Raw genomic sequence first — 22,775 nt, forward strand, 5'->3', positions numbered from 1 at the left:
CCGGGGGCGATGGTGCGGGTTCTCCAGAGGGGAGGGGAATGTATCGTACCGATTTCACACATCGCGAATGGACCGATTTTGTCTACCAACGGTTGGATGGCTGGATTGATGCCATGATCAATTCCACTTCAAACGACCCAAAGGATTTAGAGCTTTCCAAGGCAATGCGTGAACATCTCGAAGCCGTCGGTGTTACCGTTCATAAAAACGGCGACCGTTGGACATGGTCGCTTGTCCCGGATTTCAACGCGCAGACTTACGAAGCATTGGCAGACCTATGACACGTGAAAAACTCTACCTCTACGACACCACCCTGCGGGATGGCCAGCAAACCCAAGGCGTGCAGTTTTCGACCGAGGAAAAGCTGCGTATTGCTGCTGCGTTGGATGAGCTGGGCGTGGATTACATCGAAGGTGGCTGGCCCGGGGCGAACCCGACCGACAGTGCGTTTTTCGATGATGCGCCCAAGACCCGCGCGACCATGACCGCCTTTGGCATGACCAAACGCGCCGGACGTTCCGCAGAAAATGACGATGTTTTGGCGGCTGTGTTGAACGCCGGGACCCAAGCGGTGTGTCTGGTGGGCAAGAGCCATGATTTCCACGTCACCACGGCGCTGGGCATCACGCTTGAGGAAAACCTAGACAACATCCGCGCCTCGATTGCCCATATCGTCGCGCAGGGGCGCGAGGCGCTTTATGACGCCGAGCATTTCTTTGACGGCTACAAGGGCAATCCTGATTATGCGCTCATGGCCGTCAAAGCCGCCTATGAGGCCGGAGCGCGCTGGGTTGTGCTTTGCGACACCAATGGCGGGACTTTGCCGCATGAAGTCGGGCAAATCACGCGCGATGTGATCGCGGCGGGCATCCCCGGTGATTATCTTGGCATTCACACCCATAATGATACCGAAAACGCTGTGGCCTGTAGCCTTGCGGCTGTCGACGCCGGTGCGCGTCAAATCCAGGGGACGTTGAACGGTCTGGGAGAGCGCTGTGGCAATGCCAATTTGACCACGCTGATCCCGACGCTGCTGCTCAAGGAACCATACGCCAGTGCCTATGACATTGGTGTCAAACGCGAGACGTTGCAAAACCTGACGCGGATCAGTCGGATGTTGGACGAAATCCTTAACCGGGTGCCGATGAAACAAGCGCCCTATGTCGGTGCCTCGGCCTTTGCCCACAAGGCCGGGTTGCATGCCAGCGCGATCCTCAAAGATCCGACCACCTATGAACATATCGATCCAAGCATCGTCGGCAATCGGCGCATTGTGCCGATGTCCAACCAAGCCGGGCAATCAAACCTGCGCAGACGTCTGGCCGAAGCCGGATTGGATGTGCCCAAGGATCATTCCGGCCTAAGTCTGATCCTTGAGCGTGTCAAAGAACGCGAGGCAATCGGGTATTCCTATGACACCGCACAGGCGTCATTTGAGCTTTTGGCGCGCGACGTTCTGGGGCAAATGCCTGACCTGTTCGAAGTCAAACGTTACCGGGTGTCGGTTGAGCGGCGCAAAAACAAATATAACCAAATGGTGTCGCTGTCTGAGGCGGTTGTTGTTGTCAAAATCGGTGACGACAAGAAACTGTCGGTCAGCGAGAGCATGGATGAATTCGGGTCTGATCGTGGCCCGGTTAATGCCTTGTCCAAAGCATTGGCAAAAGATCTCGGCCCTTATCAGGCGATGATTGACGACATGCGTCTGGTCGATTTCAAAGTGCGCATCACCCAAGGCGGCACCGCCGCTGTGACACGTGTGATCATTGACAGCGAAGACGGACAGGGGCGGCGCTGGGCGACTGTTGGGGTCAGCGCGAATATCGTGGATGCCTCGTTTGAAGCACTGCTTGATGCGGTGCGCTGGAAACTTGTTCGGGACGGGGCGCGCTAATGGCGGAGTCACCGTTTTTCACGTTGCACCGTGATTTGCCGCGCGAAGGGCCTGGGTGCCGGGCCGATCTTGACGCGGCCATCGCCCAGATCACGCTCTCTGATCAGGCCCGTATTTTGGATGCGGGCTGTGGCCCGGGTGCAGATATCGGCGGGCTGTTGGCGCATGCGCCTGACGGTCATGTGACCGCTGTTGATGGCTGCGCGCAGTTCATTGATCAAGTAAAGGAGCGCTGGGGGGCAGACCCGCGCGTGACTGCGCTATGTTGCGACATGCTTGATCAGACCGGCCCGTTTGATTTGATCTGGTCGGCCGGGGCGCTGTATTTCCTTGGCATCGAAAGGGCCCTGTCGGAAATGTACGATCGTTTGACTCCGGGCGGTGCGTTGATCTTCTCGGAGCTGGTGTTTCTTGTACCGGACCCTGATGAGCCTTTGCGCCGGGCGCTTGAGACCGAATATGCCGATATTGGCCCGGTTCCGCGGCTGGAGGCGCGTGTGCGGGCCGCAGGTTTTGATCTGATCGCATCATCGACGGTCTCGGATGACGCGTGGGAGGCCTATTACACACCTTTGGATCAGCGCATTGAAATGCTGCGACCAGAAGCCGGAGCAGATCTTGCCAAGGTGCTTAACGATGCGGTCGCCGAGGCGGCCATGTGGCGTGCCAACAAGCGGGCATTTGGCTATGCCCAAATCGTTGCGGTCAAACCATCATGAGTGATCCGTTTCAAAACAACCCCGATCTTGTCGCCTGCGCTAAAATCGTTGAGCGTGGTGACCCGGATCGCTTTGCCGCTGTGATGGCCGCGCCGGTTGCGGCGCGTGTGGTGTTGTTCCCAATCTACGCAATGAATGTGGAAATCAGCCGAGCCCCTTGGGTGACCCAAGAGGACATGATTGCGGAAATGCGGCTGCAATGGTGGCGCGATGCCTTGGCTGAAATCGCCAGCGGCGGGTTTGTGCGGCGCCATGAGGTTGTGACACCTTTGGCGATGGTGCTGGATGCAGAGGGCGCCAAGGCCTTGGATGAGCTGGTTTTGGCGCGACGTTGGGACATTTACCGCGATGCGTTCGAGGATCAAGCTGCTTTCGACGCGTATATCGCCAACACCTCCGGTCTGCTGATGGAACAAGCCGCGCGGGCGCTGGGCGATCAGGATGGTCGCGCGGCACGGGCGCTGGGCTGGGCCACGGGGCTTGCAAATTTCTTGCGAGCCGTCCCAGATTTGGAAGCGGCGAAACGAGTGCCGTTGGTCGATGGCCGCCCTGAGGCGGTTCAGGCCTTGGCGCAACGTGGGTTGGAGGCCTTGGCCGAGGCGCGGTCGATGCGTGGGGCCGTATCGACCCAAGCATCGCCAGCCTTGTGGGCGGGCTGGATGACCGGCCCGGTTCTCAAGCGTGCAAAGCACCAACCAGTCTTGGTGGCTACGGGAGAATTGCTTCCGTCTGAGGCCAAACAACGAGCGCGCAAGGCATGGGTTCAATTAACAGGGCGCTGGTGATGCGCTAGGGGGTGGACCATTCATTGTTCAGCCTCAGTGGCGCGGAGTTTTTATCTCACAAGGAATGTCGTCGCAGGAATAGTCTTTCTGTTTCAAGATGATATGACGCAGTGGGGCGCAAAATTCACGCCACCCAAAGGACAAAGGACCAGCACGAGATCAGCGGCGTGCGTCCCTCGCTATGACAGAAGTCGTGACCTCGGAAGGCAAGTCTCTGACGTCGCAGAATTTCCGTTGCTGAGGTCGAAGAGTGATAGGTCTAGGCCCTAGGCCCGATAGCGCCGAGCAGCGGCGTTGAGATGTTCAGAATCCTTGGCCAGATTTGTTGAGGATTGTGCGATATCCTCAGCATTGGATTTTCCGCGTTCCGCCCCGGCTTGCAGATCGCTGGCCAGGTCTTGGGACTGGGCGCTGTCGCGGCGCACAGAGTCGGTGAATTGGGCAATCTTGTTGGTTCCGTCACGCAGGGCGCTGATGTCGCTATTCAAATTATCAGCCAGCTGAGATCCGGTTTCGGCAACGGATTCGAGTTGCTCAATGGCGGCATCCTGCTGGGTGGTTGCATCGCTGACCCGGCTCATGTCTTGGGACAAATCGCGCAGAACCGACCCAACTGTCCGCATCCCTTCGAGAGCATCGAGGCTTCCCGCCTTCATATGGGCGATCCGCTCAGTAATGGTTCCTGCAGCGGTTTGCGTGCGATGCGACAATTCAGCGACTTCTTGAGCCACAATGGCAAAGCCGCGCCCGGCGCTGCCGCTGCGCGCGGCTTCAACGCGGGCATTTAGAGACAGCAGAATGGTTTTGTCCGCAATTTCGCGAATTTGGGTCAAAACCTCCTCGACCGCTTCCGTGGTTTCCGCCAGAGTTCCAATCTTTTCAAGACTTTCCGTTGATGTTTTGAGGGCGGTTTGGGTCGCTGTTTTTGCCCCTTGTGCATCTGAGCTAATCTCTTTGATGGTCAAAGACATATTGCGCACAGTCAGGGTTAAGTCGGCCATTTGAGATGCAAGGGTGCTGGATTTTTCGGCGAGGTTATCGGCTTGCATGCGGACCTGGGTGACAACCTGGCTGGCCTGATCGGCGCCCGTGGTCAAAGCCTGCGCAGAGCCAAGCATTTGCCGGCTGGTATCGGACAATTGTCCGCTTTGTGTGGCGCAATCTTGGGATAAAATCAGCAGGCTTTCGGAGGCTTTGTTCACTTCACCTGCGTGTTCGCGCACATTTTGTAGCGTGCGCTGCATTTCAACCAAAAACGGATTGATGATACCAGCGATCTCAGCCCCGTCATCGCCGCCCGTATTGTCCAACCGTTTGGTCAAATCCCGATCGACCATCGTGATACGTGCCAAAGCCTCTTGGAGCGCACCGGTGGACATAGTGACACCATGTTCCGAGATATTTAGTCCACGCATTTCATCTTCATGGGGAATGCGGAGAAGTCCCATTTTGTTGAGCACCAAAGCGATCAAGAAACCTGCGCCAAAAAAGAGGGCGAAGTTGATCGCAACACCTTGCAATTGAATTGAAATCTGCGCCATTCGGCCGCCAGCCGCCAAAACATCAATTGGGGCGAAAAATGCAAGCAACAGGGTTCCTGCAGCACCGCAAACCCCATGAACGGCAACGGCTCCGACCACATCGTCAAGCTTGGCGAACCGCAATAGGGCGGCTTCGCTCAGGCTCGCCACAAGGCCGCAAATAACCCCGATTGCCATGGCCCCTTGCAGGTCGACAAAGGCGCAGCCAGCGGTAATGCCAACCAAGCCGCCCAACAGGCCATTGATGCCGCGATGGGGTAAAAAGAAGCCGTCAATCACGCGGCCGATGAGCATCCCTGCCGCGCCTCCAAAGACGGCTGCGATCAGGGTATTTGCCAGAATTGCAGCGACACTGGCATCGGCCGAAACAGTCGAGCCAGCGTTAAACCCAAACCAACCAAAGAGCAAAATGACCGCCCCAGCAGCGCTGAGCACCAAGGAATGACCGTTCATTGCAACGGGTTTTCCATTTGGGCCAAAGCGCCCGACCCGAGGGCCCAAAACGATTATGACCCCAAGCGCAAACCAGCCGCCGGCCGCATGGACAACGCTCGAACCGGCAAAATCCATAAAGCCGCGATCCGCAAGCCAAGCAGGATTAGTTGGGTCCAGCAGGTTGCCCCAGGCCCAATGCCCAAAGAGCGGATAAAACAGACCCGCCAACAACGCGGCCATGATCAAATAGGCCCCAAACCGCATCCGTTCGGCAACGGCACCAGACATAATAGTCGCGGCAGTCCCGGCGAAAACAGCTTGGAATGAAAAGAAAATCAGCGGCCAACTCTCGGTCATGGTGAGCGTCGTTTTTGGGGCCCAGCCAAACCAGCCCAAACTTGGGCCAAACATCAAACCAAACCCAACTAAGAAGAAAGCGCAGACGGAGACACATAAGTCTGCCAAATTCTTTTGGGCAACTGATATTGAGTTTTTTGACCGGGTAATTCCGGCTTCAAGCAATAGGAACCCAGCCTGCATAAAGAGCACAAGCCCAGTGGCGATGAGTATCCAAATGTGATTGGCGTCGTTTTGAGATTGCAAAATCGGCGCGGTTTGATTGGAAATAAAAAGCAGAGACATGACACAGGCCAAACGAATAAACGATTAAAGACTCCGATATTGGTACAATCGGAGTCTTTAAATCATCTTACCATCGGCAGCCAAACAGGCGGGAAACTGGCCACGCCTGTGGTTTACGTCATTTCAATTTGATCTTTTGGGCGCAGTACCAGCCAAATCAGGGCGGCACCGGCCAAAGCCAGGAAAGGCACCATCGCAATGTTTACGGCCATCCAGCCTTGTTGCGCAGAGCCACCAGAACAGTTCATCAATCCGCCCGAGCTCAGCGATGCAAAAGTCACGCCGCCAAAGACGATTAAATCATTCATCCCTTGCAGGCGTCCGCGTTCTTCTGTGATATGGGCCCCTGCAAGCATCGCGGTCGCACCGATAAAGCCAAAGTTCCACCCGATCCCCAGCAGGATCAAAGCGATAAAGAAGTTTTCAAGATCAACACCTTGAAGCGCGACGAAACCTGCTCCGGCCAAGATAACCAAGCCGGTTGCGATGACTTTCTCGCTCCCAAATCGGGCAATCAGATGACCGGTGAAAAAGCTTGGGACATACATTGCGAGAACATGGGCTGTCACCACGTAACCGGCGATAAAGGTGAACTTTTCGCGCAATGTACCGCCTTCGGGCAACAACTTGGAAATAAAGCCGGGAATTTCGGTTTCGCCAGTCAATCCACAGCCCACAACGGCCAGTGGGGTTGAGGTCATGACCAGGTTCATCAAAGCATAAGACACCATGGCGGCGATGATCGCGACCGCAATGCGCGGGGTGCGCAGCATTTCAAGCCGGGTCCGGCCCTGTGGGGCATCTGCAGCGGGTTTGGGAGGTTTTGGAATATCGAGGAAAAAGAACAACCCAGCCCCAAGCGCATTCAAAAGCGCCACGGTCAGATAGGTGCCAAAGAATGGGATGGGACCAAAGGCGAGAGACGAAAAATTGCCAAGTTGCGGGCCAATAACAGCCGCCATCAAGCCCCCCGCCATGACGTAAGAAATCGCCTTGGGGCGGTAATCATCAGAGGCGGTATCTGCGGCGGCAAAGCGGTAGAAGCCTTGGGCGGACATATAGACACCGGTGACGAGGCTCCCCATCAGGAATATGGCGAAATTGGCCTGATAGAGCCCAAAGGCCGAAATCGCCGCACCAAAAGCCCCCATGAACGCGCCCAAAAGGAAACCGGCGCGCCGACCATGGCTTTGCATGAAGTTGGAAACCGGTGTGGCCGCGAGCATTGAGCCAAGCACGATCAAGGAAATAGGCAGTGTCGCAAAACACGGATTCGGAGCGAGCTGCAGTCCGGCCAAACCTCCGACCGTAAAGATCATCGGCATTTGCGCGCCCAAAATGGCTTGCGCCAGAACGAGAACGGTCACATTGCGGCGGGCGCGGGTATCATCAACTTGGGTCATGGGAGAATGGGTAAGGCTATGTGACGTAGTCCACAAGATATGATTGAATGTTTCAAGCGGAAGTGACTGAGAAAGGTGATCGCAGTCGGGGCGTTGGTCCAAGGAATGCTTTCGCATGCATGAGCAGCGAAACGAGGCCCCATGACGCGAAAAAGCTGATGCGAAAAAGCCGCTGGCTGCGGATGAGACAGGGTCAAATCGCCTTGGTCTTGGGTTTTGCAAATTGCCCGGCTAACAAGGGCGGATGGGAACAGTTTTCATTATCGGTGGTTCTGCAGAGGCATGGGGCGTGGCCTCAGGTATGGCGGAGGCTTTGGTGTGGTTGCCCGAGGAGGAGCGGGTGCCGCGTGATTGGCCTTGTGCCGTGCAAAGCGGGGCTATGCAGCTTCCACCGCAATGTCGTGCGGTCATTATTGCCCCGCATCCCTGTGATGCCACTGCAGCTTGGAAGGCGTATCGCGCGGCGCAACGGGCCGGTGTTCCGACGCTGACGATACGCCGTCCGGTGTGGACCCCGACGCGGGGCGACACTTGGGTACCAGTGCGCAACGAAGCGCAGGCCGCAGAGGTTATAGAGCCCGGCGCGCGGGTTTTGACCACATTGGGGCGCGCCGGACTGCCCAATCTTAAGGCTCTCAATGCGCATGTCATCGCCCGGCGGTTGCGACGTGGTGAAGGGGCGTTTCCGTTGAAATATGGGCGGTTTGTCGATGCGCGGGGGCCGTTTCGCGTGGCCCAGGAGATGCGGTTTTTGCGCAAGGAACGGATTGATTGGCTGCTCTTGCGCAATGCAGGAGGGCCGGGAGGCTACCCGAAACTGGAGGCGGCGCGGCGATTGCGGTTGCGTGTGGCGATGGTCACACGGCCAGCTTGGCCAGGGGGGCCTTGTGTTGAAACAGTGGCGGAGGCGTTGGAATGGCTGAATCAGGAATAGGCAGGATCATCACGTCAGATGCCTGTGTGGCCGAAGGGGCCGCATGGCTGGCGGCGCATGAGCCGCGTTTTGCAACGGCGCTCAAGGCGACGGGGCCGTTGCCGTTGCGGTTACGAGAGGACGGGTTTGCGCAATTGCTCAGCGCCATTGTCAGCCAACAGGTGAGTGTCGCCTCGGCTCGGGCCATTTGGGGGCGGCTTGAAAGCGCGGGTATGGTCACCCCCGAGGCCGTGCGGGGCGAAACCGAAGACAGTTTGCGCGCGCTTGGCCTGTCACGCCAAAAGGCGACTTATGCTTTGGCATTGGCCGAAGCCGACATTGATTTCAACGCCTTACGCGGTATGCCCGATGCGCAGATCGTCAAAACCTTGGTGGCGGTCAAAGGCATCGGTGTATGGACCGCTGAAATCTATTGCATGTTTTCTCTGGGGAGGGCCGATGTCTTTGCCCCTGGTGATCTCGCGCTTCAAGAGGCGGCGCGCATCCTGTTTGATCTGCCTGAGCGCCCAAAAGAGCGGGCCCTGCGCCAAATGGCACAAGACTGGAGCCCATGGAGAGCGGTTGCGGCCCGCACGCTCTTTGCCTACTACCATGTCGCAAAGGATCGAGAGGGCATCACATGACACGTGTACTAAAAGCAGGCCGCAAAGAACCGGTATCAGGCGAAACGCGCTCTTGCGTGGTCTTCCTGCATGGCTATGGGGCCAATGGGGCTGATTTGCTGGGTCTTGCGGATCCTTTGGGGGAACATCTTCCCGACACGTTGTTTGTGGCCCCCGATGCGCCCGAAGACTGCGCCGGGTCACCGATGGGGTTCCAATGGTTCCCGATCCCGTGGATTGATGGCTCGTCCGAAGAGGAAAGCATGGAAGGCATGGACCGCGCGGTTCAGGACCTGAACGCCTTTTTGGATGCCTTGATGGTGGACGAAGATCTGCTGCCCGAACAGGTGGCAATCTTTGGCTTTAGCCAAGGCACGATGATGGCTCTGCATGTGGCCCCGCGTCGCGAAGACCCGGTTGCTGGGCTTGTCGCCTTTTCCGGGCGCTTGCTCCAGCCCGAACTATTGGCCGACGAAGTGGTCAGCAAAATGCCGATCCTTTTGGTGCATGGCGATCAGGATGACGTGGTGCCTGTGCAATCGTTACCCGAAGCCGCCGAAGGCTTGCAAAACGCCGGTTTCAAAGAGGTCTTTGCCCATATCCAAGAAGGCACCGCCCATGGCATAGCGCCGGATGGTTTGTCCGTGTCTTTGGCGTTTTTGCGGGATAAATGCGGGTTCTAAGGGCCTTTGACAGTTCGAAAATTTGACGCCGTGCCGCAAGGTGCGGCGTCTTTTTTGGTGAGTTTTGCGCAACAGTCGGCTGTTTTTTTGGGTATTGGCTCTCATTTGGAAACACTGTGGTGTTTGGATTGACGCCAATCCGCGCGGGTGAAGAGTGCGCCTAAATTTATGCTAAAGGTGGTGTTTTGACTGTCGCTTTGTTGGGTCTTTTGGCCGTTGGTCTTTTGGCCATGATGATGGGGGATAGCGACGATGGGTCAGATGGGGAAAGCCCAAGCCCTGATCCTGTTGAGCCGATTGATCCTGAGGATTTGTATCCCGAACCTACAGAGCCCGAGGGCGCGCCCGTCACCGGCACCGCCGTTTCAGAAGAAATCGTCGCGCAAACTGACGGTGACATCATTCGCTCTGATGCAGGCAACGACACGTTGAACGGTGGCGGGTTTGATCAAACGGAGCTTTATGGCGGCGAGGGCGATGATCAACTGCGCTCTAACGGAGATATGGCGCTTTTGCATGGCGGAGAGGGCGACGATCATCTCTATCTGAGCGAGGGGGACAATTCGTCAGCTTATGGCAATGACGGCGACGATTACCTGTCGGTCAGTTTGGGGGATGGGCACCTTCTGCATGCTGGGGGCGGAAACGACAACGTAAGCGTTTCAGGAACGAACTCCACTGTGTTGGGCGGTGAGGGTCAGGACCGGTTTTACGTCTCTAACGCACAAGATGTTGAGCTTTACGGCGGCGACGGTGACGATGACGTTTATTCGTCAACCTATTCTGGAAATGTCACGGGCACCTACGATGGCGGTGCCGGTGACGATACGATCCATGGGTCAAACGGTGTTACCATTCACGGCGGCGAGGGCGACGACTACCTGCAGTATGGAGATGACATTTTTGGCGACGCAGGCAATGACACTTTGTTTGGGGCCGAGGTCATGGATGGTGGATCGGGGGATGACATCGTCATATCCGGCTTGAATGCCGAGCTTGAAGGCGGTGAGGGCGATGACGCGCTGCTGGCCTATGGCAGTCTAAATAACCAGCCTAGTCCGGGCGGAACTATGACAGGTGGCGCGGGGGCTGATGAGTTTCGCATCGCGATTGGTGCCAACGACGATGTGGCCTCAAACGAACCAATCTTGACCGTTACCGATTTTGATCCATCGGAAGACGCCTTGGGGGTCGCCAATTTGGATGACGCCGGGATTGACGGGGTCTTTGACATAGAGCTCTTGCCCGACACTGATCAAGGCCACACTGAAGTGCGTTTGCTTGACCCGGACACGGGGGCGCATCAGGGAACTATTCGAATTGAGGGTCGTACCGATCTGACTGTTGATGATATTTTCTATTTTGATGCCGACGGTCTGTCCTGGGAGGAACGTACGATGGTGCCTATGGGCGCTTTGGCGACCGGAACGGTTGGAGCGGATTCGATTGTCGTCGATGCTCCTCAATGGCTTGAGACCGGGGCGGGGGATGACACCGTGGTTGTTGAGACCGGCTTTGGCGGGGCATCGGTTGATCTTGGCACCGCAGATGACTCTCTTGATGCGGGGATGACAGCGACGTTTGTTGATCCGGGTGAGGGTGACGATACGGTTAGCATCGGTATTGGTGGTCATGTTGCGGCAAGTCACGGTGCAGATGTCATCAATCTTGACCTTAGCGATGTGACACAAGACAGCGCGCTTACCGCCTTTGATTTTAGTGATCAAGACGATCAGATGCACATTGTTCTGCCGGAGTCCGGCGGTCAAATTATGGAACTGACGGTGAACGAGGGCGTTGGTGGCGGATCTAGCTACACAGATTCGGGATATACCTATCTCATCCAATTTAATGAGAGCTTTGAGGGGGAGATCACGCCGGAGATGGCGAATGCCATTGGGCTAGAGTTTGTAGGTTTGCGGCCTGCTGGCGACGCTGTGCCTGAATTCAACGTTATCGGGCGCTTTGACTTGGGAGCCGAGGATGGTTTTCTTACTGATGACGGAACTTACGGCACCTATGGGGACTTCAACCGCTCACCAGATATAACCTATCAAGGGGAATTGGCGGCGCAGTTCCAGGTATCCCCCTAGATTTGGGTGCGCGTCCTCTGCCCTCAGGGACACTGTCACATCAGAGACATAGAAACACGGTAGCAGAAGTCTGAATACTCTATCTAGCGGGGGTTGCCAGAGCTCAAACGCGAGATATAGTGTTTTCAGAGGTTGGGGCGGTGTTCCCGCCCCAGTCACTAGCGGTTAGGTGACAGGGCGAGGAAAGAGTCCCCAATGGACGGTAATTTCAGAACTGAATTTGTAAGAGAGGCAGGGGCGCTCAAACAGCATCCTGCCTTGGTGTTAAATGCGGATTATCGCCCGCTGTCTTATTACCCTCTGAGCCTTTGGCCTTGGCAAGATGCGGTAAAGGCTGCGTTTTTGGACAGGGTCGACATCGTTGCCGAATATGACGAGGTGGTGCGAAGCCCCAGTCTGACGCTGAAAATTCCCAGCGTGGTCGTCCTGAAAGATTTTGTTCAACCTAGAAAGCGCGTGGCCTTCACGCGCTTTAATCTTTTTCTGAGGGATGAATTTCGCTGCCAGTATTGCGGAACCAAGTCCGACCTGACCTTTGACCACGTGATTCCGCGCGCCGCGGGTGGTGTGACATCTTGGGAAAATGTTGTGGCAGCCTGTTCGCCCTGTAATCTCAAGAAGGGGTCGCGCAGTTTGCGTCAGACCAGCATGGCCCTGCGCAAACCGCCGCGTCAACCATCGGCCCCGGAATTGCTCAATATGGGCCGGAGGTTTCCCCCCAACCACTTGCATGAAAGCTGGGTGGATTACCTGTATTGGGATGCCGAACTAGATGCCTAAAGGCCCGAAACTTGGTCTGTGACCCTCACAAGCGGCCGAGCTGTGCTTTACAGGATCGGCGGTTAGGTGATTGCCATCTGTCGCAACGGAGATGTTCGTGCCTCTTGCGGCGGCTCAAAGACCGTTCGGAGCCACCTTTCAAAGGCAAGAACACCTCGTTTTCAAACCCTTAGTGCGGCAAGCCGGGGGGCAGAGCATGCCCGTCTTGGGGCTGGTATTGCGCTGGGACCACAGTCCAATCCGGTTCAAGGCTGATCTCTTTGAGCTGCGGTTTGGCTTTGGTCGCTGTCAGGCTCAAGGTTGATGCATCATGCTGGGCAATGACCTCCAAAAGATCGCCGCATTGCGCCGGTTTTGGCGTGTCGAGCAAAAAGGCGGTCCGTCCCCAATGCCCGCCAGATTCCATGCCATTTGTCAAAAAGATCCCCGGGCTTAGCTCCATCTTAAAGCTCACCAAGACCGCATGGATTGTGCCATCTTCCTGACAGACAAGCTCGGCCGTGGTCCGTGCCGGGGTGATGTCTGGATTGGTGAAGTCAAAGTCAAACAAATCGGTTGGCGGCCCAAGCTGGCGAAGCTTGCAGGCATCAAATTCGTTGGCAGTGATCTGCGCCACGCTGGCAAAGTGGTGAAAGGCGCTGAGGTCAAACCCCTCGGCCACTTGTGGTTGCCATAGGTCAACAAGTCTTTCACTTTCAACAGGTTGCGCCAACAGTGCGCCGCTTTCGGGGATGGCGCGGGCATTGGGCTTGGCCAGCAGTGACATCGCATGTTTCAACGTCGCAAGAGCCCCTTCACCAAGCAAAAGAGTATCGACAATTTCCGAGATCACAACATCGGCGGGTTCGGGCATGTCCGCGCCGATAATGATATTGTGCGACCATTTCGGAATAACCGTAATCCGATCGCTCAACCCGTTTTCGGCAATCACACGGGTTGCAGCCTGCGCAATCAGCGGTTGTTGTTCACAGGTGTAGACATGTTTGGCACCGGCCCGCGCGGCCAGCATCGCCGTCAAACCCGCGCCACATCCAATGTCCAAGACAATGTCACCGGGCTTCACCTTATCGGTGATCGCCTGAGCATAGGCGCGGTTGCGCACCTGATCGGCCAGCATGGGAAAATGCCACCGGGGTACAAACATCTGGTGAACCCGTTCAAGAAGAACACGGGCTTCGTGGTGATGCGGGGCAAGGCTGAGCGCTTGGGTCAACAGTTGCGAGGTCTGAATCCCGCCATCTGTCAAAGGTTCGGATTTCGCGAAACGGACCAGATCATCCGCCTCTGGTGTCGTCTGTGGTTGAAAGTCGCGACCGATACGAGGCGGGTGGAACGTTTGTTTTTCCAGCAAGTTGTAAATTTCCTTATTTGAAGCAAATGCTACTGACCGGCATATTCACGACGCGCATCTAAAAAATGGTAAAGGAATCCGAGACAAACCCGCGCCGGCCGCAAAGAGCTGTTTGGCGCTCTGAGGTTTCACAAGGTGAAAGAAGGTGATGAAACAGGCCAGAGCAAGGCCCCGTTGGTGAAACCCGCCTTGCGATTGGGCCGCTTAAATACCGCGAAAGCAGCAGCGCGGTTCAGCCTGAATATGGGCGGGCGGCATGGCGTTCCTTGGGCACCATTCCGCCCGCGTTTTTGGGGTATTTTCTTTAGATGACGGGCGCTTGCGGTGTTGTCTTAAGGTGGTCGCGCTTGATCCAAACCTTCGCACCATCTTGGCCCACAGTCGCCGAGCTTGAAACGCCTTTGGGCAACCGCAGCCAGCTTTGCGGTGCGAATGTCTCGCCACCTTCTTCAAACCCGCCGCCCAGGACCAACACTTCCATTCCGGCCTTGGCGCTCAGATCAACTGTCGCACCCGGTGCCCATGTTTCCATGACCACGTCCTCATGCACGTCATGAAAGAGCGAAAGGGTTTCAACCCCATCCGCCGTTGGGAGATAGCGCGCCTTGTCAGTGTCGATCCGAACATGGGTGCGATCATCAAGATCAAACTGCCAGAGTTTCACAAAGATCGTGCAGCCCGGCGCGGTGGCCGGGGTATGCGACGACTGTGGCGGGTTTCGAATATAACTGCCCGCGGGAAAATCGCCATGCTCGTCCTGAAACACCCCGTCGAGCACGATGAACTCCTCGCCTCCGGTGTGCACATGTGGGGAAAAGGCGCTGCCGGGGGCAAAGCGAACGATGGTGGTGGCGCGGGCCACTTCATCGCCGATCCGATCCAGCATGCGACGTTCAACGCCCGCCATGGGGGAGGGAGCCCAAGGGGTGTCAGCGGCATGAACAGCGGCCCGTTTGTCGAAATCTGCGTTGATCTTCATGATCCTACCCCAATGCTTCCACGGATGGCCGCGCGCTCATTCGGGCATGCCATGCGATGAGGTTAGCACACTCTTTGGGCACGTCGACCTTGGCGAAACCCGCAAAGACCAGACCGGCAAAAGCGGTGATATCGGCCACGGAAAAGTTGTCGCCCGCCAACCAGGGCTGATCCGCCAACACAGTATCAAGATAGCGCATGCTTTTGAGGGCGGTTTCCTTTTGATGGTTACCCCATTGCGGGCATTGATACCCTTCGATATCGGCCCCAAGCCCCGGTGTGGCATGGTGAAAATAGCTGCCAACCGCATCCAGCAAACCCGCTTCGGCGCGGCGTTGCATCATGTGAATTTGAGCCCGCGCCTTGGGCGTTGAACCGGTCAGCGATGGGGTGTCGTCAAGGTGATCCAGATATTCGGTGATGGCCGAACATTCGGAAATACAGGTGCCATCCTCAAGCTCGAGGACCGGAACGGCGGCAAAGGGGTTCTTGGCGCGAAACGCTTCGGTTTGGTGTTCGCCTTCGGGCACATTGATTTGAATGAATTCCGCTTGATCAGTCAGACCTTTTTCGGCCAGGGCAATGCGGATACGGGCGGGATTGGGGAACCCTTGGGTCTCGTAAATCTTCATGACGACTCCTGTGGTGAATCACCTATCTAGTGATAGGTAGAAGGCCTAGCGTTGCCATTTGTTCCGGTCAAGCCTATCTAGTGGTAGATAGCAAAAACGTGAGCCGGGCATGGACACCAAGGATCAAATTCTAGAACTGGCTGAGCGCGCCATGCGGTTGCGCGGGTATCATGCGGTGAGTTTTCGGGACTTGGCGGATGAGTTGGGGATCAAATCCGCCAGCATACATTACCATTTTCGTCACAAACATGATCTTGGGGCAGCCGTGGTTGAGCGCTATGCCGCCCGCGTTGCTGAGGCCGTTGGCCCGGCTGATGCGGTTTGGCCGGTGGCGGTGGAGCGGTTTTGTGGTGTTTATGTTGCCGCGTTAAAGGGGCAGGGGCTTCAATGTCTTTGCAGCATGTTATCGGCCGAAAGCCGAGGTCTTCCGCGTGAGGTGTCCGAGCCTGTTGCCGCATTCTTTTTGAACAACATCAAATGGTTGCAAGCGAGCGGCGCAACCAAGACACAGGCCCTTCGGGTACAGGCCGAAATTCATGGGGCCATGTCGCTCGCCGTGGCGCTTCAGGATGACACGGTGTTAGAGGCGCTGGCGGCGCAGATCATCGCGGATGCATCCCACCCCTAAACGGTTTGGCTGTGAGACCATCAATAACAGGCGCACCAGTGGTGTGATAGGCTGCCCGGATTGCGCCCACCAGCGTTCAAGCCGTTTACCTAGATGCCCATTATTGCGGCCAGCCCCGTCGTGCCCCATGTCCCGTCCAGAGCAAAGTCTGGAGCAAAATCCGACACTCTACGAGGCGTGTATGACCGGGGTCTGACCCTAGGCCTGTTTGGGCAACTTAAATTCTGTCGCCTCAGCGCGGCTCAGCTGTTCGCCCTGTTTGCGTTTCACCAGCATGTCGCGGGCCTTGGCGTATTGGTCGTCCTGCCAAAAGATCAAACAGCCATTGCACCCCTTGCCACAACAGCCCTCAACGCCAACCCGGTTGGTCTTGAAACGCCGATCCGTGGCCCCTTCGCCGATCTCCTCGACCAAAGTATCCCGCCGCTTTTCATAAGCACTGTCGTTGCGTGTGCCCTTCATCTCAAGCCCTTGGGTGAGCTTGTCAAATCGGATTCGCGCCCATTGTTCTTCGGTCAAGGGGCGCTCCTTGCGCATCACGGAATAGACCGGGAAACGGGCCCTGAGATCATCGAGATTCTCGTGATCAAACAGCGCAAAGGGAATGCGGATCACGGTTTTCGATCCACCGTGAACGACGTCTAGTTTTTTGCCGTTCTTGGCTTGTTCAAAGTCATACATGCGCAACAAAACTGTTTCGCGCGCAATGGGCGAGACAAATTCCAGCACGTCACCGGCGTCGAGCTTGTTTTTGATCTCAACCAAAAACGCATCCTGCGTGATGTCTGTGACGACCCCGGCATATTCCCATTGCGCAATGGCCGCTGTGTGTTCGTAATCATGGGCGTAATTGGTCAAACGCCCCTCGTGGAAAGCCAGCGTGTAGCCGCGATTGCCGACGGATTCCAGCTCGCGCATATAGGGTTTGGGATCCCAATTTTCTGGGTCGGCATAGTAGTCGTCAATCGCCATACGATAGGCGCGGGCGACGACGGCGGCGTAGTATTCAGACTTGCCACGCCCTTCGACTTTGAGGCTGTCAACTCCGATTTTCAGGTATTCGTCCAGCTTGGGCATGATGCAAAGATCGCGTGAATTCAGGATGTACGAGCCGCGATCATCCTCTTCGATCGGCATCAAGTCCCCGGGGCGACAACCTTCTTCGAGCAAGAATTCAAACAGATCGGCATTGTCTTCGTTGATGTTGATCTCTTCGCGGGTGCCATCCTTGAGCCGAAGTTTCAGGCTATAGTTCCAGCGACAGGAATTGGCGCAATTGCCCTGGTTCGATCCGCGTTCCGCCATAAAATTCGACAAAAGGCAGCGCCCCGAATAGGTCATGCACATGGCCCCATGCACAAAGGCTTCGAGCTTGATATCCGGGCATTTTTCGCGGATCTCAACCAATTCGGGATAGGAGACTTCGCGCGCCAAAACCACCAGCTCGGCACCCTGTGCTTTCCAGAAATCCACCGACAGCCAGGAACAGATATTGGCCTGGGTCGAGATGTGCAAAGGCAGCTCTGGCGCGCGGGTTTTGACATATTGGAACACACCGGGGTCGGCGATGATCAGCCCGTCTGGTTTGACCTTGCGGACCGTGTCGATATATTCGTCAAGCTTTGGGATATCTTTGTTATGGCTGAACAAATTCAATGTCAGATAGGCGCGTCGCCCGTGGTCATGACAAAACTGAACGCCCTCGATGACCTCTTCTAGACTGAACTGGGATTTGGTGCGCAGCGACATATCCGGCGTGCCCAAATACACTGCATCCGCGCCGTATAGAATGGCCATCTTAAGCTTGCGCAGATTGCCTGCGGGCATCAGCAGTTCAGAACGATGTTGGGTCATATGAGCACCATTGCCTAGAGGAAGGCCGACATTTAGGCGCTTTTATTCCGCTTGTGAACTGCCAAGACGTCACGCCATCCAATTTCACACCGTCCAATTTTAGGGCGAGCCAGATGCAACCTAATGCGTGACACTAATGCGTGACACTAATGCGTGACATGGGGCCGGTGCTGCGCTTTACTCTACGTAAGTCACTGAACAGGGGGCACCATGGCCAAACCTATCACGTCGATCACCATTGTCGGAGGCGGCACAGCGGGCTGGCTTACGGCGACATTTCTGCGCAGCAAATGCGCCAAAAAGATCAGCATCACCCTGATCGAAAGCCCCAATGTCCCAACCGTCGGGGTGGGCGAGGCGACAGTGCCCAACATGCCCGCGACGCTGCGTGAACTGGGCATCAAGGATCAGGAGTTTTTCCAGCGCTGCAATGCCTCGATCAAGATGGGGGTGATGTTTCGCAATTGGAACGTCGATCATCGCGGCGATTTTATCAGTTATATGAACCCGTTTATCACGCCTCCGTCGATTGACAGGATGGAAGCCGGGTATTTCTTTCACGCCTACGGGGCAGGAAAACGCGATTTCATCCAAAGTGTCTCACCTTTGATGGAGCTGCTGGAGGCAGGGAAATGCCCGCTGTCCTTTGGCGGCAAAGATGATCCGATGCCGCGCGTGGGTTATGCTTATCATCTTGATGCCGGCAAATTCGCGGGGTTGCTGGCCGAGATCGGTGTGGCGCGTGGGGTGACCCATATTTTCGATGATGTTCAGGATGTTGAACTGGATGAGCGTGGGAATGTCGCGGCGCTTCAGCTCAAGAAACACGGGCGCCACGAGGTGGAGTTTGTCATTGACTGCACCGGGTTCCGCGGATTGATTTCGCAACAGGCCCTGGGCGAGCCGTTTGAGAGTTATGGCGATTACCTGGCCAATGATCGCGCCATGGCGTTGCAAATCCCGCACCCGACACCAGAACGTATTCCAGCGGCAACGAGCTCCACCGCGCTTGGGGCCGGGTGGAGTTGGTCTGTGCCGTTGTTCAACCGGATTGGCACCGGCTATGTGTTTTCCAGCGCACATCGTAGCGATGATCAAGCCCGCGATGAGTTTCTAGCGCATCTCGGTGACACCGCGCCCAAAGGTGCAGAACCGCGGGTGATCCCGATGAAGGTGGGGCGGACACGGCGGGCTTGGGTTAAAAATTGTCTGTCGCTGGGGCTATCGGGCGGATTTATTGAACCGCTGGAAAGCACCGCGATCCATATGATTGATATGGGGCTGCGATGGCTGTTGTTGTATTTCCCGACGCAAGAAGGTGATGACGCCACGCGGGACCGCTATAACAAGACCGTCGACGCCATGTATAATGAGGTCCGCGATTTCATTTGCCTGCATTATCGCTTGGGTAATCGCTCTGATGATCAGTATTGGATCGACGCGCGCACGCAATTGAAGTTGCCAGATCGTTTGGCCGAAAATCTGGAGCTTTGGAAGCATCGCCTCCCAAGCCCGCTGGATCTGCCCACGCAGTTTTTGTTCACACATCATACGTTCCAGGCCGTGCTGCTGGGCAAGCAGGTTTATCGCAATGGGTATGGAGACGGTGCGTTTAGCCGACCCTATGCGATGAGCGAAAAGAACTGGAAAGAGTTTTTGCGCAAATCTGCGGCCCACACCCGCGCGACGGTGGCCTATAAAGCCGACCATCGCCAGATGCTCTTGGCTCTGCGGGGCGAATTGGGGCCGGGCGGCAAGGTGACAACGAAACTCGGCGAAGTTGAACCGTCAGCGTCAGATGCGCAGACGGAATTGGCGCTGTTTTAGGCGCTTGCTTTGTGACGGTGTTTAAAACCGGCGTTCAAAAACGGTGGCCGTACAACAGGTCCTTGCAAGAGGGCCTTTCAAGGCAAGAGGGCCTTTCAAGCAAAACGGGCACCGCGATTGCTCGGGTGCCCGTTGCTTGTTGATGTCGCGAAAGGCTTAGCCTTCGGCAGGGGCCTTGGCTGCGGCGGCTGCCGCGCGGGCCTTGCCACCATTCAGCGGATCGTCCTGACGCTGAACCGAGCCCTCAAAATGGGCACCCGATTCGATTGCGATGGTTTTGTGGATGATATCGCCTTCGACGCGCGCAGTGGCGGTCAGACGTACCTTAAGACCGCGAACACGGCCAACAATACGGCCATTGATCACCACATCATCGGCGATCACTTCACCTTTGATTGTGGCGCTTTCACCGATGGTTAGCAGGTGGGCGCGGATGTCCCCTTCGACAGTGCCTTCGACTTGAATGTCGCCGGTTGTCTTGATGTTACCGGTGATGTGCAGGTCTGGGCTCAGGGTCGAAGCGGGTGGCTTCGCCTTGGGGGTAGATGGCTTGAAATCGCCAGCAGGTGGGCGCGGTGCATCCGGTGCGGCGGGCTTTGCCGCGTTTGGTGCATCTTCAGGTTTTTGGCCCGGTTCGTTGATTTTGCTTTTAGAAAACATCGTTTGCAGCCTTGATATAGATCATCGGGTTGACGGGTTTGCCGCCGACGCGGACTTCGTAGTGCAAATGGGTCCCGGTCGACCGTCCAGTGTTCCCCATATCACCAACACGCTGCCCGCGCGAGACCCTTTGACCAACCTTGACGCGAATTTTCGACATATGCGCGTAACGGGTTTCAATGCCAAACTCGTGCTGGATCTTGACCAGGCGGCCATAACCCGATGACCACCCGGCGTGAATCACCACACCATCAGCGGTTGAATAGATCGGTGTGCCATGCGGTGCGGCAAAGTCGGTGCCCGCGTGCAGACGCCCCCAGCGATAGCCAAAGCCCGAGGTAAAGCGGAACTTATCCTTGAGCGGGCTGGCAAAGGGGGCCTTTTCGGCGGCGATACGGTAGAGGTTCAGACGGTCCATCTGACCCAGAATAGAATTGGCGCGCTTGGTGTCTTCTGTCGGCTCAGAGCCACGCGTGGAGAAAGACAACGGTGTCAGCGGGCCGCCCTGGCCGGAATAACCTTTGCGAACCTGATTGAGGATCGTGTCAGGATTCATGCCAGCGGCTTTGAACATTTTGTCGAGCGGCTTGACCGAAACGGTCATCGCTTCTTCGAGTTGGCGGAAGATACGGTCGTTCTTGTCTTCCATGCCTTCGATTTCGGCCTGCATTTCGGCGGCGCGCACCAAAGCGTCTTGGGCGTCGGCCACCACCTGATCGCGTTCAGCGGCCGTTGCGGCCAAGGCATCAGACAGAATATTTAAAGTGCTGTCAGAACCAGCACCGGCTGAGGCAACTGCTTCGCCGCCTTCGACCTGTTGCTCAAGCGTGGCGAGGCGATCGCCCACCAGCTCACGCTCTTTCATGGTGTTGCGCAGGGTCTCTTGGATCACGTCAATCCCGGTTTCAAGCTCACCCCGGCGGGTTTCGCTTTCCAACAGTTCCGACTGCATCAACGAAATCTGGCGCAGCGCGGCGTTAAACCGTTCCTGCGCGGCGACCGCTTCGGAAGCACGGGCATCGCGTTCCGAGGACAGGGCATTCAAACGTTGCTGATATGTGACCTGTTCGCGGCGGGCCTGTTCGCGAAAGTTACCCGATCCGATTGAATCCATGAGCAAAATCGCCGTGGCGATAATGGTCCAAGACACAACCCCAGCAGCGCCCATAAAAGCAACCGCCTGTGTGCCGGACTTCAACCGGATAAAACGTGTATCATTGTCCGAGCGCAGGAATAACCGACGCTCAGGAAAGAAGCGCTCCAATAGCGCGTGTGTCTTAATCGCCAGACGTGTTCTCACCTGGTCTGTCCTTATGTCACCCGTCCCAAGATGGCGCGCGGTTGTCCCCCTCCGTCGCCACCGCATCAGCCTTAGCCGGGGCCAAAGCTTTCCGCAAGAAATTTAGGCAAGCGATTCGGACGCATGGGCGACCTGTGGCCGAAATGGCAAAAATCCGCCGATTCAACGGGTTCTTGGCGGGTCTTGATCTGCAAGCGGCCAATAAAAATCGGGCGGTATCCCGGCGTCGGCGCGTTTCTCTTCGTTAAACGGAGGTTTCAAGGCCCCGTGGAAATATTTCCGAACAAGAGTGTGAAAGGTGTCTTTCGGGTCGTGGTTGTGTCGGCCACATAAGAAGTTGAACCATTTGCTGCCATAGGCAACGTGTCCGACCTCTTCACCATAGATCACTTCGAGCGATGCGACCGCTTTGTCCGCCTTGGCGCGGCGAAAAATCTCGATCATGTCGGGGGTGACATCAAGGCCACGCGCTTCAAGCACCATGGGCACAACCGCCAAACGGCCCATCATATCATCAACCGTATCTTCGGCAGCGCGCCACATTCCAGCATGGGCTGGCAGGGCACCATAAAAACTGTCCAGCTCTTTAAGACAGTCGCATATCAGATTGAAATGCTTTGACTCTTCGTCGGCGGCCTTGACCCAGTCGTCATAGTAACCAAGCGGCATGTCGATGTCGGCAAAGCGCGGGATGATGTCCCAATGCAAATCGACTGCGTTTAGCTCAATATGGGCCACCGCATGGAGCAGAGCAATCCGGCCCTGTGGGCTGCCGGGTTTGCGTTTGGGCACGTCGCGCGGGTCCAAAAGCTCGGGCTTGGCCGGGCGCGACGGGCGCAAAGGCGGGTCCGCGCGGCCGATTGGGATCGGCGTGCCTGCATCGCGCGCGGCGAACCACTGCGCGGCATAGGTTCTAGATTTCGTGGTTTTCTCGAAACCATCGGCGGTGGTCAATACATCCACCGCCATTTCACAAAGGGTCATCTCAGCCATAGGGGCGGTCTGCCACGGCGCGGCGGGCTTGCCAAGTGGGA

General features: G+C 56.6%; 20 protein-coding genes. 11 read left to right on the forward strand and 9 right to left on the reverse strand.

The features are described 5' to 3' along the window. Window positions 1-38 precede the first annotated feature (38 nt). From ACRBB0_RS06120 to ACRBB0_RS06135, 4 genes are read left to right on the forward strand one after another with little or no spacing between them, the layout of a single operon-like run. The gene (locus ACRBB0_RS06120; RefSeq protein WP_431373524.1) at window positions 39-281 is read left to right on the forward strand and encodes a hypothetical protein; all 243 of its coding nucleotides are present in this window, start codon (window positions 39-41) and stop codon (window positions 279-281) included. Continuing rightward, a complete protein-coding gene (gene cimA / locus ACRBB0_RS06125) occupies window positions 278-1,894 on the forward strand; it encodes a citramalate synthase (protein ID WP_431373525.1) in 1,617 nt (538 codons plus the stop codon). Before ACRBB0_RS06120 ends, cimA begins: the two co-directional genes overlap by 4 nt. Then, window positions 1,894-2,613 (forward strand): class I SAM-dependent methyltransferase, encoded by a 720-nt coding sequence (locus tag ACRBB0_RS06130; RefSeq protein WP_431373526.1) that lies wholly within the window; start codon window positions 1,894-1,896, stop codon window positions 2,611-2,613. Before cimA ends, ACRBB0_RS06130 begins: the two co-directional genes overlap by 1 nt. Continuing rightward, window positions 2,610-3,398, forward strand: a complete 789-nt coding sequence (locus ACRBB0_RS06135; protein WP_431373527.1) for a squalene/phytoene synthase family protein — start codon at window positions 2,610-2,612, stop codon at window positions 3,396-3,398. The genes ACRBB0_RS06130 and ACRBB0_RS06135 overlap by 4 nt, the downstream gene beginning before the upstream one ends. Window positions 3,399-3,664: 266 nt before the next feature. Here the strand turns inward: ACRBB0_RS06135 and amt are convergent, their stop codons facing one another. Further along, window positions 3,665-6,016, reverse strand: coding sequence for an ammonium transporter (gene amt / locus ACRBB0_RS06140; RefSeq protein ID WP_431373528.1), 2,352 nt, complete (start codon window positions 6,014-6,016; stop codon window positions 3,665-3,667). Between the two features lie 113 nt (window positions 6,017-6,129). Continuing rightward, a complete protein-coding gene (locus ACRBB0_RS06145; protein WP_431373529.1) occupies window positions 6,130-7,419 on the reverse strand; it encodes an MFS transporter in 1,290 nt (429 codons plus the stop codon). A gap of 244 nt (window positions 7,420-7,663) precedes the next feature. On the opposite strand from ACRBB0_RS06145, the gene ACRBB0_RS06150 reads away from it, so the two are divergent. From ACRBB0_RS06150 to ACRBB0_RS06170, 5 genes are all read left to right on the forward strand, one after another. Beyond that, complete coding sequence (locus ACRBB0_RS06150; RefSeq protein ID WP_431373530.1) at window positions 7,664-8,353, forward strand: precorrin-6A/cobalt-precorrin-6A reductase; 690 nt, start codon at window positions 7,664-7,666, stop codon at window positions 8,351-8,353. Next, window positions 8,335-8,976 carry a DNA-3-methyladenine glycosylase family protein gene (locus tag ACRBB0_RS06155; RefSeq protein WP_431373531.1) on the forward strand — a complete coding sequence of 214 codons (642 nt, stop codon included), beginning with the start codon at window positions 8,335-8,337 and terminating at the stop codon, window positions 8,974-8,976. Before ACRBB0_RS06150 ends, ACRBB0_RS06155 begins: the two co-directional genes overlap by 19 nt. Then, a complete protein-coding gene (locus ACRBB0_RS06160; RefSeq protein WP_431373532.1) occupies window positions 8,973-9,638 on the forward strand; it encodes an alpha/beta hydrolase in 666 nt (221 codons plus the stop codon). The genes ACRBB0_RS06155 and ACRBB0_RS06160 overlap by 4 nt, the downstream gene beginning before the upstream one ends. 185 nt (window positions 9,639-9,823) lie before the next feature. Next, window positions 9,824-11,731 (forward strand): calcium-binding protein, encoded by a 1,908-nt coding sequence (locus ACRBB0_RS06165; protein WP_431373533.1) that lies wholly within the window; start codon window positions 9,824-9,826, stop codon window positions 11,729-11,731. 195 nt (window positions 11,732-11,926) lie between these two features. Beyond that, on the forward strand, window positions 11,927-12,511 hold the full coding sequence (locus tag ACRBB0_RS06170; protein ID WP_431373534.1) for an HNH endonuclease: 585 nt from the start codon (window positions 11,927-11,929) through the stop codon (window positions 12,509-12,511). Window positions 12,512-12,680: 169 nt separating this feature from the next. Here ACRBB0_RS06170 and ACRBB0_RS06175 read toward each other — a convergent pair whose 3' ends face one another. The 3 genes from ACRBB0_RS06175 to ACRBB0_RS06185 all read right to left on the reverse strand — a co-directional run bounded on the left by ACRBB0_RS06175 (window position 12,681) and on the right by ACRBB0_RS06185 (window position 15,472). Beyond that, complete coding sequence (locus tag ACRBB0_RS06175) at window positions 12,681-13,829, reverse strand: 50S ribosomal protein L11 methyltransferase (protein WP_431373923.1); 1,149 nt, start codon at window positions 13,827-13,829, stop codon at window positions 12,681-12,683. A 337-nt stretch (window positions 13,830-14,166) separates the two neighbouring features. Then, entirely contained in the window at window positions 14,167-14,841 is a 675-nt protein-coding gene (locus ACRBB0_RS06180; RefSeq protein ID WP_431373535.1) for a cupin domain-containing protein, read from the reverse strand. Window positions 14,842-14,845: 4 nt separating this feature from the next. After that, window positions 14,846-15,472: a glutathione S-transferase family protein gene (locus ACRBB0_RS06185; RefSeq protein WP_431373536.1), complete on the reverse strand. Its 627-nt coding sequence runs from the start codon at window positions 15,470-15,472 to the stop codon at window positions 14,846-14,848. Between the two features lie 109 nt (window positions 15,473-15,581). Between ACRBB0_RS06185 and ACRBB0_RS06190 the strand changes: the two genes are divergently transcribed. Then, on the forward strand, window positions 15,582-16,100 hold the full coding sequence (locus ACRBB0_RS06190; RefSeq protein ID WP_431373537.1) for a TetR/AcrR family transcriptional regulator: 519 nt from the start codon (window positions 15,582-15,584) through the stop codon (window positions 16,098-16,100). A 198-nt stretch (window positions 16,101-16,298) separates the two neighbouring features. Here ACRBB0_RS06190 and ACRBB0_RS06195 read toward each other — a convergent pair whose 3' ends face one another. After that, entirely contained in the window at window positions 16,299-17,954 is a 1,656-nt protein-coding gene (locus ACRBB0_RS06195) for a U32 family peptidase (protein WP_431373538.1), read from the reverse strand. Between the two features lie 210 nt (window positions 17,955-18,164). Between ACRBB0_RS06195 and ACRBB0_RS06200 the strand changes: the two genes are divergently transcribed. Then, window positions 18,165-19,781, forward strand: coding sequence for a tryptophan halogenase family protein (locus tag ACRBB0_RS06200; protein ID WP_431373539.1), 1,617 nt, complete (start codon window positions 18,165-18,167; stop codon window positions 19,779-19,781). Window positions 19,782-19,937: 156 nt separating this feature from the next. Here ACRBB0_RS06200 and ACRBB0_RS06205 read toward each other — a convergent pair whose 3' ends face one another. The 3 genes from ACRBB0_RS06205 to ACRBB0_RS06215 all read right to left on the reverse strand — a co-directional run bounded on the left by ACRBB0_RS06205 (window position 19,938) and on the right by ACRBB0_RS06215 (window position 22,734). After that, window positions 19,938-20,441, reverse strand: a complete 504-nt coding sequence (locus ACRBB0_RS06205; protein WP_431373540.1) for a bactofilin family protein — start codon at window positions 20,439-20,441, stop codon at window positions 19,938-19,940. After that, entirely contained in the window at window positions 20,431-21,741 is a 1,311-nt protein-coding gene (locus tag ACRBB0_RS06210) for a DUF5930 domain-containing protein (RefSeq protein WP_431373541.1), read from the reverse strand. Before ACRBB0_RS06210 ends, ACRBB0_RS06205 begins: the two co-directional genes overlap by 11 nt. Before the next feature lie 162 nt (window positions 21,742-21,903). After that, a complete protein-coding gene (locus ACRBB0_RS06215) occupies window positions 21,904-22,734 on the reverse strand; it encodes a ferritin-like domain-containing protein (protein ID WP_431373542.1) in 831 nt (276 codons plus the stop codon). Between the last annotated feature and the right edge of the window lie 41 nt (window positions 22,735-22,775).

It is taken from the genome of Pelagimonas sp. (assembly GCF_050633425.1).
Lineage (GTDB): Bacteria > Pseudomonadota > Alphaproteobacteria > Rhodobacterales > Rhodobacteraceae > Pelagimonas.

Excerpts from the sequence above, each read along its gene's own strand:
- ACRBB0_RS06120 (WP_431373524.1), top strand. The coding sequence starts at position 39 with ATGTATCGTACCGATTTCACACATCGCGAATGGACCGATTTTGTCTAC.
- cimA (WP_431373525.1), top strand. The coding sequence starts at position 278 with ATGACACGTGAAAAACTCTACCTCTACGACACCACCCTGCGGGATGGC.
- ACRBB0_RS06130 (WP_431373526.1), top strand. The coding sequence starts at position 1,894 with ATGGCGGAGTCACCGTTTTTCACGTTGCACCGTGATTTGCCGCGCGAA.
- ACRBB0_RS06135 (WP_431373527.1), top strand. The coding sequence starts at position 2,610 with ATGAGTGATCCGTTTCAAAACAACCCCGATCTTGTCGCCTGCGCTAAA.
- amt (WP_431373528.1), bottom strand. The coding sequence starts at position 6,016 with ATGTCTCTGCTTTTTATTTCCAATCAAACCGCGCCGATTTTGCAATCT.
- ACRBB0_RS06145 (WP_431373529.1), bottom strand. The coding sequence starts at position 7,419 with ATGACCCAAGTTGATGATACCCGCGCCCGCCGCAATGTGACCGTTCTC.
- ACRBB0_RS06150 (WP_431373530.1), top strand. The coding sequence starts at position 7,664 with ATGGGAACAGTTTTCATTATCGGTGGTTCTGCAGAGGCATGGGGCGTG.
- ACRBB0_RS06155 (WP_431373531.1), top strand. The coding sequence starts at position 8,335 with ATGGCTGAATCAGGAATAGGCAGGATCATCACGTCAGATGCCTGTGTG.
- ACRBB0_RS06160 (WP_431373532.1), top strand. The coding sequence starts at position 8,973 with ATGACACGTGTACTAAAAGCAGGCCGCAAAGAACCGGTATCAGGCGAA.
- ACRBB0_RS06170 (WP_431373534.1), top strand. The coding sequence starts at position 11,927 with ATGGACGGTAATTTCAGAACTGAATTTGTAAGAGAGGCAGGGGCGCTC.
- ACRBB0_RS06180 (WP_431373535.1), bottom strand. The coding sequence starts at position 14,841 with ATGAAGATCAACGCAGATTTCGACAAACGGGCCGCTGTTCATGCCGCT.
- ACRBB0_RS06185 (WP_431373536.1), bottom strand. The coding sequence starts at position 15,472 with ATGAAGATTTACGAGACCCAAGGGTTCCCCAATCCCGCCCGTATCCGC.
- ACRBB0_RS06190 (WP_431373537.1), top strand. The coding sequence starts at position 15,582 with ATGGACACCAAGGATCAAATTCTAGAACTGGCTGAGCGCGCCATGCGG.
- ACRBB0_RS06195 (WP_431373538.1), bottom strand. The coding sequence starts at position 17,954 with ATGACCCAACATCGTTCTGAACTGCTGATGCCCGCAGGCAATCTGCGC.
- ACRBB0_RS06200 (WP_431373539.1), top strand. The coding sequence starts at position 18,165 with ATGGCCAAACCTATCACGTCGATCACCATTGTCGGAGGCGGCACAGCG.
- ACRBB0_RS06205 (WP_431373540.1), bottom strand. The coding sequence starts at position 20,441 with ATGTTTTCTAAAAGCAAAATCAACGAACCGGGCCAAAAACCTGAAGAT.
- ACRBB0_RS06215 (WP_431373542.1), bottom strand. The coding sequence starts at position 22,734 with ATGGCTGAGATGACCCTTTGTGAAATGGCGGTGGATGTATTGACCACC.